General features: G+C 69.7%; 19 protein-coding genes. 12 read left to right on the top strand and 7 right to left on the bottom strand.

The annotated features are described in order from the left end of the window. Positions 1 to 51 precede the first annotated feature (51 nt). Both ACZDWJ_RS04545 and ACZDWJ_RS04540 read left to right on the top strand, forming a co-directional pair. Positions 52 to 225: a hypothetical protein gene (locus ACZDWJ_RS04545; protein WP_463519728.1), complete on the top strand. Its 174-nt coding sequence runs from the start codon at positions 52 to 54 to the stop codon at positions 223 to 225. A 38-nt stretch (positions 226 to 263) separates the two neighbouring features. Beyond that, on the top strand, positions 264 to 821 hold the full coding sequence (locus ACZDWJ_RS04540) for a TOPRIM nucleotidyl transferase/hydrolase domain-containing protein (RefSeq protein ID WP_463519727.1): 558 nt from the start codon (positions 264 to 266) through the stop codon (positions 819 to 821). Between the two features lie 13 nt (positions 822 to 834). On the opposite strand, the gene ACZDWJ_RS04535 is transcribed toward ACZDWJ_RS04540, so the two are convergent. After that, a complete protein-coding gene (locus ACZDWJ_RS04535) occupies positions 835 to 1,155 on the bottom strand; it encodes a hypothetical protein (protein WP_463519726.1) in 321 nt (106 codons plus the stop codon). Positions 1,156 to 1,231: 76 nt separating this feature from the next. Between ACZDWJ_RS04535 and ACZDWJ_RS04530 the strand changes: the two genes are divergently transcribed. After that, a complete protein-coding gene (locus tag ACZDWJ_RS04530; protein WP_463519725.1) occupies positions 1,232 to 2,053 on the top strand; it encodes a phosphotransferase family protein in 822 nt (273 codons plus the stop codon). 105 nt (positions 2,054 to 2,158) lie between these two features. Continuing rightward, the gene (locus ACZDWJ_RS04525; RefSeq protein WP_463519724.1) at positions 2,159 to 2,662 is read left to right on the top strand and encodes a hypothetical protein; all 504 of its coding nucleotides are present in this window, start codon (positions 2,159 to 2,161) and stop codon (positions 2,660 to 2,662) included. A 42-nt stretch (positions 2,663 to 2,704) separates the two neighbouring features. On the opposite strand, the gene ACZDWJ_RS04520 is transcribed toward ACZDWJ_RS04525, so the two are convergent. Both ACZDWJ_RS04520 and ACZDWJ_RS04515 read right to left on the bottom strand, forming a co-directional pair. Beyond that, positions 2,705 to 2,884, bottom strand: a complete 180-nt coding sequence (locus tag ACZDWJ_RS04520) for an alpha/beta fold hydrolase (protein WP_463519723.1) — start codon at positions 2,882 to 2,884, stop codon at positions 2,705 to 2,707. Further along, on the bottom strand, positions 2,884 to 3,174 hold the full coding sequence (locus ACZDWJ_RS04515) for a hypothetical protein (RefSeq protein WP_463519722.1): 291 nt from the start codon (positions 3,172 to 3,174) through the stop codon (positions 2,884 to 2,886). The genes ACZDWJ_RS04520 and ACZDWJ_RS04515 overlap by 1 nt, the downstream gene beginning before the upstream one ends. Before the next feature lie 657 nt (positions 3,175 to 3,831). Here ACZDWJ_RS04515 and ACZDWJ_RS04510 point away from each other — a divergent pair. Genes ACZDWJ_RS04510 through ACZDWJ_RS04500 form a run of 3 tightly spaced genes read left to right on the top strand, consistent with a single transcriptional unit; the run spans position 3,832 to position 5,029 of the window. Then, positions 3,832 to 4,359 (top strand): TetR/AcrR family transcriptional regulator, encoded by a 528-nt coding sequence (locus tag ACZDWJ_RS04510; protein WP_463519721.1) that lies wholly within the window; start codon positions 3,832 to 3,834, stop codon positions 4,357 to 4,359. Next, complete coding sequence (locus ACZDWJ_RS04505; RefSeq protein WP_282429410.1) at positions 4,356 to 4,709, top strand: DMT family transporter; 354 nt, start codon at positions 4,356 to 4,358, stop codon at positions 4,707 to 4,709. Before ACZDWJ_RS04510 ends, ACZDWJ_RS04505 begins: the two co-directional genes overlap by 4 nt. Next, positions 4,709 to 5,029, top strand: coding sequence for a DMT family transporter (locus ACZDWJ_RS04500; RefSeq protein WP_463519720.1), 321 nt, complete (start codon positions 4,709 to 4,711; stop codon positions 5,027 to 5,029). Before ACZDWJ_RS04505 ends, ACZDWJ_RS04500 begins: the two co-directional genes overlap by 1 nt. An 85-nt stretch (positions 5,030 to 5,114) precedes the next feature. Here the strand turns inward: ACZDWJ_RS04500 and ACZDWJ_RS04495 are convergent, their stop codons facing one another. The 4 genes from ACZDWJ_RS04495 to ACZDWJ_RS04480 all read right to left on the bottom strand — a co-directional run bounded on the left by ACZDWJ_RS04495 (position 5,115) and on the right by ACZDWJ_RS04480 (position 9,246). Then, complete coding sequence (locus tag ACZDWJ_RS04495) at positions 5,115 to 6,299, bottom strand: hypothetical protein (protein WP_463519719.1); 1,185 nt, start codon at positions 6,297 to 6,299, stop codon at positions 5,115 to 5,117. A gap of 284 nt (positions 6,300 to 6,583) precedes the next feature. Next, positions 6,584 to 6,937: a helix-turn-helix domain-containing protein gene (locus ACZDWJ_RS04490; RefSeq protein ID WP_463519718.1), complete on the bottom strand. Its 354-nt coding sequence runs from the start codon at positions 6,935 to 6,937 to the stop codon at positions 6,584 to 6,586. After that, positions 6,930 to 8,060: a tyrosine-type recombinase/integrase gene (locus ACZDWJ_RS04485; RefSeq protein WP_463519717.1), complete on the bottom strand. Its 1,131-nt coding sequence runs from the start codon at positions 8,058 to 8,060 to the stop codon at positions 6,930 to 6,932. Before ACZDWJ_RS04485 ends, ACZDWJ_RS04490 begins: the two co-directional genes overlap by 8 nt. Before the next feature lie 280 nt (positions 8,061 to 8,340). Continuing rightward, positions 8,341 to 9,246 (bottom strand): aminoglycoside phosphotransferase family protein, encoded by a 906-nt coding sequence (locus tag ACZDWJ_RS04480; RefSeq protein WP_463519716.1) that lies wholly within the window; start codon positions 9,244 to 9,246, stop codon positions 8,341 to 8,343. Between the two features lie 139 nt (positions 9,247 to 9,385). On the opposite strand from ACZDWJ_RS04480, the gene ACZDWJ_RS04475 reads away from it, so the two are divergent. The 5 genes from ACZDWJ_RS04475 to ACZDWJ_RS04455 all read left to right on the top strand — a co-directional run bounded on the left by ACZDWJ_RS04475 (position 9,386) and on the right by ACZDWJ_RS04455 (position 12,817). Beyond that, entirely contained in the window at positions 9,386 to 10,318 is a 933-nt protein-coding gene (locus ACZDWJ_RS04475; RefSeq protein WP_463519715.1) for a metal ABC transporter solute-binding protein, Zn/Mn family, read from the top strand. A 1-nt stretch (position 10,319) separates the two neighbouring features. After that, positions 10,320 to 11,138, top strand: a complete 819-nt coding sequence (locus tag ACZDWJ_RS04470) for a metal ABC transporter ATP-binding protein (RefSeq protein WP_463519714.1) — start codon at positions 10,320 to 10,322, stop codon at positions 11,136 to 11,138. Positions 11,139 to 11,140: 2 nt separating this feature from the next. Next, positions 11,141 to 12,022 carry a metal ABC transporter permease gene (locus ACZDWJ_RS04465; RefSeq protein ID WP_463519817.1) on the top strand — a complete coding sequence of 294 codons (882 nt, stop codon included), beginning with the start codon at positions 11,141 to 11,143 and terminating at the stop codon, positions 12,020 to 12,022. A gap of 136 nt (positions 12,023 to 12,158) precedes the next feature. Then, positions 12,159 to 12,443, top strand: coding sequence for a YiaA/YiaB family inner membrane protein (locus ACZDWJ_RS04460; protein WP_463519713.1), 285 nt, complete (start codon positions 12,159 to 12,161; stop codon positions 12,441 to 12,443). Next, a complete protein-coding gene (locus ACZDWJ_RS04455) occupies positions 12,443 to 12,817 on the top strand; it encodes a hypothetical protein (RefSeq protein WP_463519712.1) in 375 nt (124 codons plus the stop codon). Before ACZDWJ_RS04460 ends, ACZDWJ_RS04455 begins: the two co-directional genes overlap by 1 nt. Positions 12,818 to 12,986 lie beyond the last annotated feature (169 nt).

Genomic DNA, 12,986 nt, shown 5'->3' with positions numbered 1-12,986 from the left:
GCATCTGCTTATCGCCGCCACCGGACGAGGTAGCTGCTCTAGCGTGGGAACGTGATCTTCCTGGCGCTCTGTGCCGTGCTCGTCCTCATCGCGTGCGCCGTCGTGGCCAACGCTCGGGCGCGCCGGGAGCTCGAGGATCTGAGTCGACCACCTCAGGACGTGCGCCGCGCGGCAGATCGCGACGACCCGCCGTCGTCCACGGGCTATCGCGGCGGCGTCGGCTGATCCGCGCCGGTCCATGACGACCCGGGCACACTGGAGCGATGAGCGCTCCGCGCCTGGTCCTCGTCGAAGGGGAGAGCGATCGCATCGCGATCGAGGTCCTCGCGCGCCGGACCGGGCGCGACCTCGACGCCGAAGGCGTGCTGATCTCGGTGATGGACGGTGCCACGAACATCCGGCGCCATCTGCGTGAGCTCCTGGAGGGCCGCGTCGGCTGGGGCCTGACCGGCCTCTACGACCGCGCCGAGCAGCGCTTCGTCGCACGGGCCCTGGGCGAGCTCGGCCGCGGACCCGTCGCCGACAGCAGCGATCTCGAGCGACTCGGCTTCTTCGCCTGCGTCGACGACCTCGAGGACGAGCTGATCCGGGCCGTGGGGGAGCGGCGGATGCTGGAGGTCCTCGAGGCCCACGGCGATCTCGCGTCGTTCCGCCGCCTGCAGCACCAGCCGGTGCAGCGCTCGTGGCCTCAGCACCGTCAGCTGCACCGGTTCATCAGCGCGCGGTCGGGCTACAAGGCTCGCTACGCCCGGCTGCTGGCCGAGGAGCTGCCGCTCGGCGCGCTGCCGCGTCCGCTGGCGTCGCTCCTCGCGGCGATGTGACGTCGACCCGCCCTCAGGGAAGGTCCCAGAAAGATCGGAACTCCGCCGGAGTGAGGCCGTCGAGCTGGGTGCGCACCTGCTCGACGACGACCGCCGCCTCGGCCGGGTCGCGCACCGGTACTCGCCGCACCAGGCCGCCGTCCTCACGCAGACGGATGACGACGTCGAGGCCGCGGCTCAGCTCCATCGAGCCACCGGAGAGCGCACACCACAGGTCGAGGACGGCGTAGATCGTGGTGCGAAGGCGACCGCGTCGCCGCGGCTCCATGCCGACGAGGTAGACCTCGGCGGCGGATCCGCCGTCGTCGGTCTCCGGGAGGTCGAGCAGGTCCACGTCTCCGAGGGTAGGCCGTGGCGGACCGCGCACGGCCGCAGGAGAGGATGGCCGGGTGGGCTCGGGGACTCCGGACGTGGACGCGGTCGCCGCGGCGCGCCTCCTCGGCCGTCCCGAGCTGACCCTGCGCCGCGTCCTCATCGGCGGCACCCATGCGCGCACCACGGTGGTCGGCGACCGGTCAGGCGACGTCGTCGTGCGCCGGTTCCCGCCAGGTGATCCGGCCGGCCGCCACGAGGCCATCGGCGCGGAGCGCCTGACCGGCCTGGACGGGCTCGCCCCGCGGCTGCTCGCGATGGAGGTGAACGAGGTCGCTGGTGACCTGCTCGTCACCGAGCTCGTGGACGGCGACCCGCCCGGTGCCGTCTCAGATGAGCGGCTGGCCTCAGAGCTCGCGTCAGCGCTGGCGCGCATCCACGATCTCGACGGCAGTGGCCTGCGTCCGGTCCCATCGGGCCCGGCGGCGGGGGAGAGGGCGATCGCGCGCCTCGCCCGGGAGCACTTCGACCGCCTCGACCTCGGCGGGAGGGTGCTCACGCACTACGACCTCTGGACCGGCAACACGCTCTGGCGCGGCGAGCATCTGGTGGGCGTCGTGGACTGGTCGGGAGCGCGCAGTGCGCCACGGGGCGTCGACCTCGCCTGGCTCCGGCTCGACCTCGTCCTCCAGGGGCGACTCGCGGCCGCCGACCTCGTGGTGGACCACTATCGCCAGGCCACCGGACTCGAGGTCGCGGACCTTCGCTCGTGGGACGTCCAGGCGGCCGCCCAGGCCGTCGACGTCGTCACCACCTGGTCACCGAACTACCTCGGCGTCGGGCTCGCCGACCTGGACGCCACCGTGCTCCGCGCCCGGATGGATGCGTGGGCGGACCGACTGCTCTCAGTCCCAGACTGACGGAAGGACGCCGCCCGCTGGCCAGGGCTCGACCTCAGCCGGAGTTCACCGACCGGTTCCGAGCCTGGGGGAGACACCGCCGGGCGATCTCGACAGGATGGGCGCATGACCACTCTCTCGGGAACCTCCACGCGTCGCGGCGTCGCCGCGCTCGCCGTCCTGCTCGTCTCGCTGATCGCCGCGCTCGGCCTCGCCGGTCCCGCCTCGGCCGTCACCCAGGCCGACGCCGCGGCCCAGCTCCGCGCCGCCGGCATCACCTGGACGTCGTCCGGCGGCTGCACCGACCGCACCAACTCCACCTGCACGTCCTTCGACGGCATCCGCCAGGCCACCATCGACGGCGCGATCACCCTGAAGAACGCCAGCGGCTGCGCCCTGACGATCACCGGCGGCACGGAGACCGGCCACGCCGGCGGCACGTACAGCCACGGCACGGGCTACAAGCTCGACTTCCGCCGCACCACCTGCCTGGACTCCTGGGTGACCGGCACCTACTCCTACATCGGCCTGCGCAGCGACGGCGCCGCCCAGTACAAGGCCGCCTCCGGCAACGTCTATGCCAACGAGGGCAGCCACTGGGACGTCGTCTTCTACACCTGCGGCTGCTGACGCAGTCCGCTCGCGCCGAGGCGATCATCCAGCGACACGCAGCTAGGTGATCGCCTCGGCGTCGAAGAACGAGCGCAGCGTCGCGGCGAACTCCCGTGGCGCGGTGTGGCTCGCGAAGTGCGACTGCCCGGGCAGCACGACGTGCCTGCTGCTCTCCGGGAGCACGCGACGCAGCGCCGCCGTGGTCTGGGGGATCGGCCTCCAGGACTCTCCGCCCTGCATCAGCAGCAGCGGGGCAGCGATGGCACCCCACCGCTCGAGGTCGGTGGTGTCGCCGGCCTCGAGCCCAGGAGCTCCAGCGGCATCCGCGCGACGTCGGCGGCGAACAGCCACGACGCCGTCGCGTACCGCCGATGCTCGACCTCGGCACGATGGCGCCCGATGACGGGACGAAGCGCCGGGCCCGCGGCGAACAGGGGCGGCTCGAACACCGTGACCGTGCGCCAGGCGCCCTCGCCGCTGATGTCGACCGCGAGCCGATGGTCGCCGGAGTCGGCGATCTCGATGGTCACCCGCCCACCCTCTTAGCGCGCCTGGCGCCGAGCGAACCCGTTGTGCCACGACCACCAAGGGCTACCGAGATGACGCCGAGGAAGCGCGACGCCTCAACGCCGGCCGCGTCGGACACTTCTCCCGCGGCTTCTTCCCAGCCGGCGTCCGCCGCGCCGAAGTCGACTCCCTCGCAGCCGCCCACCAGACCACCGAACCTTCGCCCTGGATCATCCGCATCTGGTCCTAGCCCTCGCCCTGGATCACCTGCATCTGGTCCTGAGACCGCGTGCTCGACAGCACGTCTCTCCGTACCGTTGGCAGCCAGCCTGCTCAACGCCCAGCGCTGGTACTGGGCGTCACTGAACTCAGGGATGACAGCACCGTTCGAGTCGGGCCAGGCCCCAGGGTCCGCCGTCCACCACGGGCGGCGGACCCGAAAACGTCCCCGGGCGAAACTGGCGAAGCGACATGTGGAAGGGCGACGAGTCGTGGGCGCTAGGCGACGACGGGTCTGTCTTGTCTTCCCCCGTGTGTGCCTCTGATCGCACTCACATGCCGATGAGCGTGTGATGCGGCCCCTCTCGAAGAGCCGTGCCGCCGCTTTGGTTAGTTAGCCAACCGGTAGGTATAGTAACGAAGTGATGTCATCCGCCCCGGCTCCAGCGCACCGGCCCTCCATGCGCGACGAGATGGTCGCCAGCACCCTGACGCTGGCGCGCACCGGCGCATCGGTCTCGCTGGACTCCGCCGCCCGCGCCGCCGGGGTTACCAAGGCGGGGCTGATGTACCACTTCCGGACCAAGCAGGCGTTGATGACAGCGGTCATCGACCATCTGATGGACCAGTACGAGCATGAAATCACCACCCGGCTTCCGACTAGTGACACCACAGCAAGGACGACCGCTGCACGGCTCGGTGCCTACCTCGACTGGGTGTGCGACGGGCACTTCGACCTCGGAGACCTCGTCATGTTCACCGACCCCCGCCTGCGCGAGCCACTGAGCGAACGCTGGAACGAACGCATGGGCGCATGGGTCGACATCGCTGAGACCCTCCCTGCCCACGAACGCGCCCGGTTCCACGCCGTGCGGCTCATCGCCGACGGCATCTGGCTCAACGCCGCCAGCAACGGCATCCCACTGACCGACCAAGACCGCGACGCAGTCCAAGCACTCGCCCACCAACTCCTCAAGGAGAACTCATGACCAAGTGGCTCCTCCTGGCCGCAGCCATCTGCAGCGAAGTCACCGGCTCCCTGTCCCTCAAGGGCGCCCTCAACCACCCCGCGCTCTACGCCGTCGTCGCCGTCGGATACCTCGCCTCATTCACGCTCCTCGCCCTGGTCTTGAAGCAAGGCATGGCCCTCGGCGTCGCCTACGGCATCTGGGGTGCGCTCGGCGTCGCCCTCACCGCCGTCATGTCCGCCCTCATCTTCGACGAAGCGCTCACCGCCCTCATGGGCCTGGGCATCGCCCTCATCATCGCGGGCGTCCTCACCGTCGAACTCGGCTCCCAAGCCGCGCACAAGAACGCTCACACGAAGGAGTCCATCTGATGCAGTGGCTGTTCCTCATCGGAGCCATCGTCTTCGAGGTCTTCGGGACCATCTCTCTGCGCATGGCCGCCACTGGGCAACGCGCCTACTACGGCGCCGTCGCCGTCGGCTACCTCTTCGCCTTCGGCTTCCTCACCCTCACCCTCAACGAAGGCCTCGGCCTCGGCGTCGCCTACGGCATCTGGGCAGCCTCCGGCGTCGCCCTCACCGCAGTCGCATCCAAGATCCTGTTCAAGGAACCCCTCACCCCGATCATGCTCGGCGGCATCGCCCTCATCATCGGCGGCGTGCTCATGGTCGAACTGGGCGCCACCCACTAGGACCGCCTTACCCGACTACCGTCCGCGGCGCTTTAGGCAACGTCCGGATCTGCCGCGTTGAGCGCGTCTGGCGGCGGCCACAGGATCAGGAACCACCAGTGTCGAGCCTGGCCTTGATATAGGTCGCGTAGTTCGCGGCTGATCCGATTGCGTGCTTCTCGATCGTGGCGGGGGAGTAGCCGAGGACTTCGGCGATGATGGCGGTGGGAGCGAGCTTGCTCAGTTCATGGAGTGTGCCCAAGCGTGCGGCGCGTGCGCCGACCGTGGCGCGGAGTCGGCCGGCGATGTAACCGGCGTCGAGATGTCTGCCGGGGGAGTAGCCGGGGAAGACCCAGTTGCTGTTGGGGTGGGCGGCGGTCTGGTGGTTGTGCGGCTGGGCAGCGAGTTGGCGGAACGGCTCGTCGAGGGGCGGGTGCAGCTCGATGTCAGCGGTTGCGCCGAGCCTGATCGTGACGGGATCACCGGCGATGTCGACGTCGTCCCACGTCAGGGCGACGAGTCGCTCGAGTGGCTGCCCGAAGACCAGGAGCAGGATCGCGATGGCCCGGTGTCTGGCGGGTATGTCGGCGTTGTGGACGTTGTCGTCGATGGCCTCGTTCTGCGCCTGGCTGTCGAGCTTGGGGCTCGTGCCGCGGCGGTGGGGTGTGAGTCGGAGGTCTGGGTCAACGAGTCTGGTCTTGATGGCCCAGCCGAGGAATCGGCTGGCGATGCCGCGGGTGGTGGTTCCGCCGGCCTGCCAGGCGTCGAGGTCACCTTGGGTGAGGTCGTCGAGGCGAACACCCCGTGCGCGGAGCCAGGTCACGAAGTCGATGGCGACGGTGACGGTCTGCTTGGAGCGGAGGAAGGTGCCGCGGCTGGTGGCTTCGGTTTCGTTCATCCGGCGCAGGATGTGCCAGCGGATGAAGCGGGTGATGACCTCACGGTCGTCTGGGTGCTCGAGCCGTTCGATGGCGCCGGGCGCCCAGTCGTTGAAGCGGTCAAGGTAGACGTCGTTGCGGGGGAGCGCGCCATGTTCGACCAGGAGCCCGCGAACGTAGTCGCGCGTCCGGGTGGGGGGCAGGGAGTCCAGCAGCTCGTGGGTGACGTTGCGGCGGCCGCGGACCTGCTCGAAGAACGCGCGCACGTGGGGTTGCTTGATCCAGGTCAGGCCGCTGTTGGCGCGCTTCATGTTCTTCATGGCTTCGCTGATGGCGACGAGCTCGGGCGCGGTCTGCCCGGTGACCGGGTCGGCCAGCATCGAGTCGACGACGAGGTTCAGCTCGCAGTGCATGCAGCGTCCACCGCGGTAGAGCTCGGCTTCGGCGCCGCAGGCGACACAGTCGATGTTGAGGGTGACACCTGAGCAGGTGCGGCAAGTCGGTCTGCCGTCGGTCCGTCCGGGAAGAACACCTTCGTGGCCGCAAGCGCATCGGCCGCGGTGACGCTTGGCGGCCTGGTAGCAGTAGCCACAGACTCGCCCGTCGGGCCACCATGCGGCGGTCGGGTGGTGCTCATGGCAGCGCGCACAGGGATCCGGCCAGGCGGCTGGGTCGCCTGGCTTCCTGGGACGCGCCATCAGTCGTCGGGCTCGTCGGGAACGACGCGGACTCGTCGGGCGATGGGGCTGCCGGGTTTGATGCCGAGGTCCTCGGGCCGTTTGGGAGCGTTGGCCGTGGCAGCGGCGCGCATTTCCACGTAGGGCTCGAAGAGATCGTTGGGGGTGCAGTCGAAGATGTCGCACAGGGCTGCGAAGGTGCGTGCTGGGATCCGCTCGGGAGCCTGGGTGACGAGCCGGTGCACCTGGGCGTTGGACAGGTTCACGCCACGCGACTTGAGCAGCGGGATGAGCTCGGTGGTCTTCCAGAGGTTGTGCTCGGCCATCACTTGGCGCAGCCGCCAGTGGTAGCCGACCCGTCGTTGCTCAGCCATCGTGACCACCATCCTGGTTGTCGAGTCGGAGCCGCCGGTTGATCATCTGCTGGATCGTCTTTTGCTTGAAGTCCGACGACACCGATGTGTACAGCGACGTGGTGGAGGCGTGTTGGTGGCCGACCTGCTGCTGGACGAAGAACGGGTCGTAGTCGGCTTCGATCAGGTGCGTCACATACGAGTGGCGCAGACAGTGCAGCGTGAGCTCCTGGGGAAGGCCGGCTTGCTCGCGTGCGCGAGCGAAGGCGCGCTCGAAGGTTCGCAGGCTCGCGGCGCCGGCTCGTTCCGATGGCCACAGACACCGGGACCGGTCGGCGGTCGGGAAGAGTCCCCGGCCGGCCGGGGAGAGCCAATGCTGGAGAAGGTCGACCACCCAGTCGAACTCCGGTGTGGTGAGAACGGTGCGCCGTCGTGGCCCGGAGCCCCGCATGCCCTTGGCCCAGCGCACCTGTACCGCCCCGAAGTTCCGGTACGCGGGGACCTTCGGGTTGGGGCCGAAGTCGACGTACTCGAGTTTGGTGAGCTCGCGTCGGCGCAGTCCGTAGGCGTAGGCGACCTTCAGCGCGGTCGAGTCACGCAGGGCCGGCAGCCACCGCTTGGTGCCCTTGGCGTACTCGGCATCGACGAAGTCGTCGGCAGCGTCGAAAAGGCTCTGCATCTCGTGGCGCGTCAGGGCCCGTCGCGCGGTGGGCACGTCGTCGTCGGTGCTGTGGCGTGGACTGTTCCAGTCGAAGACGATCTGCGCTGGGATGTCGTCGAACACTCGGTCGCAGAACGCCACCCAGCCGTACCGGGTATCGCTGACATAACGCGTGAACGCCCGGATCGCCGTGGTGTAGGAACGCAGCGTCGAGACCTTCAACGGCGGCTCACTGGTGCGCAAGTCGGCGAGGAACTCCTCGAAGTGATGAGCCATCCAAGTCCACGGGTACTCGTTGGTGTGCGCCTGGAATCGCGTCACCATCCGGGACGAGGTCTTGATGTGGGCCGTCGTCAGGCCACGCGCCAGCTGTTGCGCACGCCAGCCGTCCAGCATCGCTTCGAACACGCGGTCATCAGCCCGCAGCAGCCCGATCGAGTCGTCGAGCAGATAGTCGGGGATCCGTCCAGGAACAAGCTCCACGAGCGCACACCGTACGCGAGAACCTCTCAATAAACGAGAGTAACCCGTGCTGAGCAGTCACAACGCAGCGGTCGGGACACCCGGAGGAACCTGGTCGCGGCCAGGGATCTTGCCTGTGACCTGCGGAAACAGGCCTTTGGCCGTGTGCGACGAGTTCTCTCATCTGTTTGAACTCGTCGGAGTTCTGCGCCGATAAGCGACATTATGTCATTCAGTGTTGGTTGAGACGCCTACTCTCGACCTCGCCCGCACGTGGATCCGGGTCGTGTCCGCGAGTCGCTCATCTCAGTCGCACGCCCACCTCGCCCGCGACCGCCTCGACCATCCGCAGCAGTCGAGTGGCGCGAGCGGGCATCGTCGCCCGGTAGTCGCTGATCGTGAGCAGGCCAGGGCCGACGAACGCCCAGGCCCGTGCTCGCAGCCACGTCGCCTCGTCGACGCCTGAGGCCTCGCGCAGCGCCCGACGGGCAGGAGCGTCGAGCAGGCTCCAGGTGTAGAGGAGGTCGATCGAGCGGTCCCCCACGCCGAGCCCGCCGAAGTCGATGACGCCGGCGAGCCGGCCGTCGGGATGCACGAGCACGTTCTCCGCGGAGACGTCGGTGTGCGCCCAGCAGGGCGGCTCGCTGGCCTCGGGCACGTCGCGCAGCAGGGCCCAGGCGCGACGCACCTGCGCCGGATCGAGCAGGTCAGCCAGGTCGTCGGCCGCCTCGTCGAGCCAGCCGTCGATCTGCGCTGTCACCGGCTCTCCGCACCGGTAGCCCCAGTGCTCGGGGCCGCTCGGGACATCGCCGACGTCCACTGCATGGAGAGCGGCGAGGAAGGCGCCGAGCTGGGCGGCGAACAGCGTCTGCGCGTCAGGGTCCAGATCGCCCGGCATGTCCCCGGGCACCCAGGTGACGACGCTCCAGGGCCGGTCGAAGGCCGTCGTCGGCTCCCCCGCGTGCACGATCTCCGGCACGGGCGCCGGCAGCGAGCCGGCGAGGCGCGGCAGCCAGGTCAGCTCCTTCGCGAGGTCGACCGCGTAGGCGTCGGTGCGCGGCAGCCGGACCGCGAGCTGCTCCCCCAGCCGCAGGACGACGTTGCTGCTCCCGCTGGCCGGGCTCGGCGCCAATGGCAGATCCGCCAGGTGCGGCACCTGCTCGCGCAGCAGCGCTCGGGCGACCTCGATCCCCGGGAGCCCGTCCATGCGCGGGACGCTAGCCGTCGGCCGCTCCCCCGGTCGACCGCCTTTCCGCACCCGGATTCGTTGATCGCAATGAGAACGATTATCATCTGGTGGCCGGCGTCGGACCGGCGTCGCACGTCTGATCGGGAAGGTCACCAGCATGAGGAACACGGTCGTCTCGACCAGCAGCCGCCGCCTCCGCGTCGGCGCGCTCGCCACCCTCGTCACCCTCGCCGGAGCCGGGCTCACCGCCTGCGGGTCCGACTCCGGGTCGGCCGCCGACGGCGGCGCGATCGGCGTCGTGGCCTCCACCAACGTCTGGGGCGACGTCGCCAAGAGCGTCGGCGGCGACGCCGTCGACGTCACCTCGATCATCTCCGACCCCGACCAGGATCCCCACTCCTACGAGGCCAACGCCACCACGTCGCTGGCCATCAAGAAGGCGCAGGTCGTCATCGAGAACGGCGGGGGCTACGACGACTTCGTCGAGCAGCTGCTCGACTCCAACGGCTCGAAGGCCGAGGTGCTCAACGCCGTCGAGATCTCCGGCCAGAAGGCTCCCGCGGGCGGCGAGCTCAACGAGCACGTCTGGTACGACCTCCCGAGCGTGCAGAAGATCGCCACCCGCATCGCCGAGCAGCTCGGCACCATCGACCCCGACCAGGCCGACACCTTCACCAAGAACGCCGAGGCGTTCAACGCCAAGGTCGACGGGCTCATCGCTGACGAGGCCGCGGCGAAGAAGAAGGACGCCGGCGACGGCGTCGGCATCACCGAGCCGGTGCCGCTCTACCTCACCGCGGCCATGGGCCTGGTCAACCGCACCCCCGAGAAGTTCAGCGAGGCCATCGAGCAGGGCGACGACGTCGCCCCGGCCGTGCTGAAGCAGACCGAGGACCTCTACGCCACCAAGAAGGTCGACGTCCTGGTCTACAACGAGCAGACCAGCGGCCCGATCACCGAGCGCGTCCTCGACGCCGCCAAGAGCGCCGGCGTGCCGGTCGTCGGAGTCACCGAGACCATGCCGGCGGGCCTGGACTACGTTGGCTGGATGCAGAAGAACATCGACGCCATCGCGAAGGCCCTCGCCTGAGATGACGCCGCCTCCCGTCGTCGAGCTCTCGGACGCCCGCATCTCCTTCGGCTCCCGCACGCTGTGGTCGCACCTCGACCTCACCGTCGCGCCTGCCGAGTTCGTCACCGTCCTGGGGTCCAACGGCTCCGGCAAGTCGACGCTGCTCAAGGCGCTGCTCGGGCTGGTGCCGCTCTCGGAGGGCACGGCGAAGGTCTGCGGCCAGCCGACGCGGCGGGGCAACCGCAACATCGGCTACATCCCCCAGCAGGTCGGCTTCGCCGCCGACGTCCCGCTGCGGGGGCGCGACCTCGTCCGCCTCGGCGTCGACGGCAGCACGTGGGGCATCGCCCGCCCCTGGCGCTCGGCCGCGCTGCGCCGCCGGGTCGACGAGCTCATCGAGCGCGTCGGCGCCACCTCCTACGCCGATCGCCCGCTCGGACGCCTCTCCGGCGGCGAGCAGCAGCGGCTCCGGGTCGCCCAGGCGCTGGCCACCGAGCCCGCCGTGCTCCTGTGCGACGAGGCGCTGCTGTCCCTGGACCTCGGCCACCAGCGCACAGTCGTCGACCTGATCGCCGAGCAGCGCCACGAGCGCGGCACGGCCGTGCTGTTCGTGACCCACGAGATCAACCCCGTCCTGCCGGTCACCGACACCGTCCTCTATCTCAACGACGGCCGCTTCCGGGCCGGCACCCCGGATGAGGTGATGACCAACGAGGTCCTCACCGACCTCTACCACTCCCCCGTCGAGGTCATCCGCCGCAAGGACTCCATCATCGTCATCGGCGCCGACGCCGCTCCGGCGCCGCACTGCGACCCGACGCTCCCGGTGTCGGCATGAGCATGGTCGCCTCCGTCACCTGGACCGACGTCGTCAACTTCGACAACTACGGCGAGCTGCTCCCCCTGGTGCGCAACTCGCTCATCGCGGGCGCCGTCCTCGGCATCGTCGGCGGCCTGGTCAGCGTGTTCGTCATGACGCGCGACCTCCCCTTCGCAGTCCACGGCATCAGCGAGCTCTCCTTCGCCGGCGCCTCCGGTGCGCTCCTGCTCGGCGCGAGCGTGGTCGTCGGGTCGTTCGTCGGGTCGCTGCTCGCGGCGGTGGCCCTCGGCGTCCTCGGGCTGCGGGCGCGGGACCGCAACTCGATCATCGGCGTCCTCATGCCCTTCGGGCTGGGCCTCGGCATCCTCTTCCTCGCCCTCTACAAGGGCCGAGCCGCCAACAAGTTCGGCCTGCTCACCGGGCAGATCGTCGCCATCGACGACACCTCCCTCAACGTGCTGGTCGGCACGTCGGTGGCGGTGCTGGCGGTGCTGGTCGCGATCTGGCGCCCGCTCATGTTCGCCAGCGTCGACCCCGACGTCGCAGCCGCCCGCGGCGTCCCGGTGCGGCTGCTCGGCCCGCTGTTCGTGGTGCTGCTGGGCTGCTCGGTGGCCGTGTCGATCCAGGTGATCGGCGCCCTGCTGATCCTGACGCTGCTCTGCACCCCGGCCGCAGCCGCCCTCCAGGTGACGTCGTCGCCGTTCTGGGTGCCGGTGCTCTCGATGACCTTCGCGTTCGTCTCGATGGTCGGCGGCATCCTCCTCGCGCTGGGCACCACGATCCCGATCAGCCCCTACGTCACGACGCTGGCCTTCACGATCTACGTCGTGTGCCGCATCGTGGGCTCGCGCCGCGAGCGGTCGCTGCGCCGGGTCTCGCGCGAGGCGGTCGTCGCGGCCTGAGTGCCGCGACCCGGTCGACGGAGCGGGTTTGAGTATCGGCACTCATGTGCCGGGGGTCACCTGAAGGAGAGGCTGGACGCAGGCCAGTCAGGCCGGCGTCCGAGCCGGACGCACCGCTCCTAGAAGGGATTCGACGATGTCCGCTCCTGCTCCGACCAAGAACAGCCCCGCCTTCGCCCTCCAGGCCGGGATCGCCTTCGCGGTCTCCCTCCTCGGCCTCGTCTGGGCCATCCTCTACGTCCCCGTCGACCCCTGGGTCCGCGCCTTCTTCGCGATGACGACGCTCTTCCTCGTCTCCTCGGCCTTCACCCTCGCCAAGGTCATCCGCGACGCGCAGGACGAGAAGTACATCGCCTCCCGCATGGACCAGGCCCGCGTCGACAAGCTGCTCTCCGAGCACGACCTGCTGGGCAGCATCTGATGGCCTCCCGCCGTGCGCAGGCGATCGGCTTCGGCATCGTCGCCTCGATGATCCTGGTGCTCGGCACCGTCGCCGCGGGGCTGGTCTTCGTCAAGCACAACGGCGGGATCATCGACGAGTGGTACTGCTCCCAAGGCGAGCGTCCGGTCTACTTCGACGAGGGCGGCAGCCAGTGCCTCGCCCCGGGGCAGGCGCTTCCCTCCGGCGCCCACCTCGACCCGCTCGGCAACCGCCCGCTCGACTGCGACGGGCGCTGGCGTTGGGTCGAGATCGAGCCGCTGAGCACGACGAAGACCCGCCCCGACCAGGGCGATCGAGACTGCATCCCCTCCGGCACCGCCGTCCCCCGCGGCTGGGTGGCCACCGGCCGCTGATCTCGCCTCATCCACTCCCCACCCCCACGAAGGGCCCTCGCGATCTCGGGACGCGAGGGCCCTTCGTCACGTCCGGGGCCGAGGGATCTGAGCACGCGTGCTCAGGCGCTGGCGGACCGGCGAGGTGAGGCTGGACGGGTCACCCGTCCAGCCCCACCGAACCGAGGTC

The sequence above is a fragment of the Nocardioides sp. B129/18 genome, from assembly GCF_055282735.1.
Note: the sequence above shows the minus strand (reverse complement) of the source record. Positions and strands in the feature narration are given on the sequence as shown.

Excerpts from the sequence above, each read along its gene's own strand:
- ACZDWJ_RS04505 (WP_282429410.1), top strand. The coding sequence starts at position 4,356 with ATGACCAAGTGGCTCCTCCTGGCCGCAGCCATCTGCAGCGAAGTCACC.
- ACZDWJ_RS04470 (WP_463519714.1), top strand. The coding sequence starts at position 10,320 with ATGACGCCGCCTCCCGTCGTCGAGCTCTCGGACGCCCGCATCTCCTTC.
- ACZDWJ_RS04490 (WP_463519718.1), bottom strand. The coding sequence starts at position 6,937 with ATGGCTGAGCAACGACGGGTCGGCTACCACTGGCGGCTGCGCCAAGTG.
- ACZDWJ_RS04500 (WP_463519720.1), top strand. The coding sequence starts at position 4,709 with ATGCAGTGGCTGTTCCTCATCGGAGCCATCGTCTTCGAGGTCTTCGGG.
- ACZDWJ_RS04540 (WP_463519727.1), top strand. The coding sequence starts at position 264 with ATGAGCGCTCCGCGCCTGGTCCTCGTCGAAGGGGAGAGCGATCGCATC.
- ACZDWJ_RS04520 (WP_463519723.1), bottom strand. The coding sequence starts at position 2,884 with ATGCAGGGCGGAGAGTCCTGGAGGCCGATCCCCCAGACCACGGCGGCG.
- ACZDWJ_RS04475 (WP_463519715.1), top strand. The coding sequence starts at position 9,386 with ATGAGGAACACGGTCGTCTCGACCAGCAGCCGCCGCCTCCGCGTCGGC.
- ACZDWJ_RS04495 (WP_463519719.1), bottom strand. The coding sequence starts at position 6,299 with ATGCACTGCGAGCTGAACCTCGTCGTCGACTCGATGCTGGCCGACCCG.
- ACZDWJ_RS04525 (WP_463519724.1), top strand. The coding sequence starts at position 2,159 with ATGACCACTCTCTCGGGAACCTCCACGCGTCGCGGCGTCGCCGCGCTC.
- ACZDWJ_RS04455 (WP_463519712.1), top strand. The coding sequence starts at position 12,443 with ATGGCCTCCCGCCGTGCGCAGGCGATCGGCTTCGGCATCGTCGCCTCG.
- ACZDWJ_RS04480 (WP_463519716.1), bottom strand. The coding sequence starts at position 9,246 with ATGGACGGGCTCCCGGGGATCGAGGTCGCCCGAGCGCTGCTGCGCGAG.
- ACZDWJ_RS04460 (WP_463519713.1), top strand. The coding sequence starts at position 12,159 with ATGTCCGCTCCTGCTCCGACCAAGAACAGCCCCGCCTTCGCCCTCCAG.
- ACZDWJ_RS04510 (WP_463519721.1), top strand. The coding sequence starts at position 3,832 with ATGCGCGACGAGATGGTCGCCAGCACCCTGACGCTGGCGCGCACCGGC.
- ACZDWJ_RS04465 (WP_463519817.1), top strand. The coding sequence starts at position 11,141 with ATGGTCGCCTCCGTCACCTGGACCGACGTCGTCAACTTCGACAACTAC.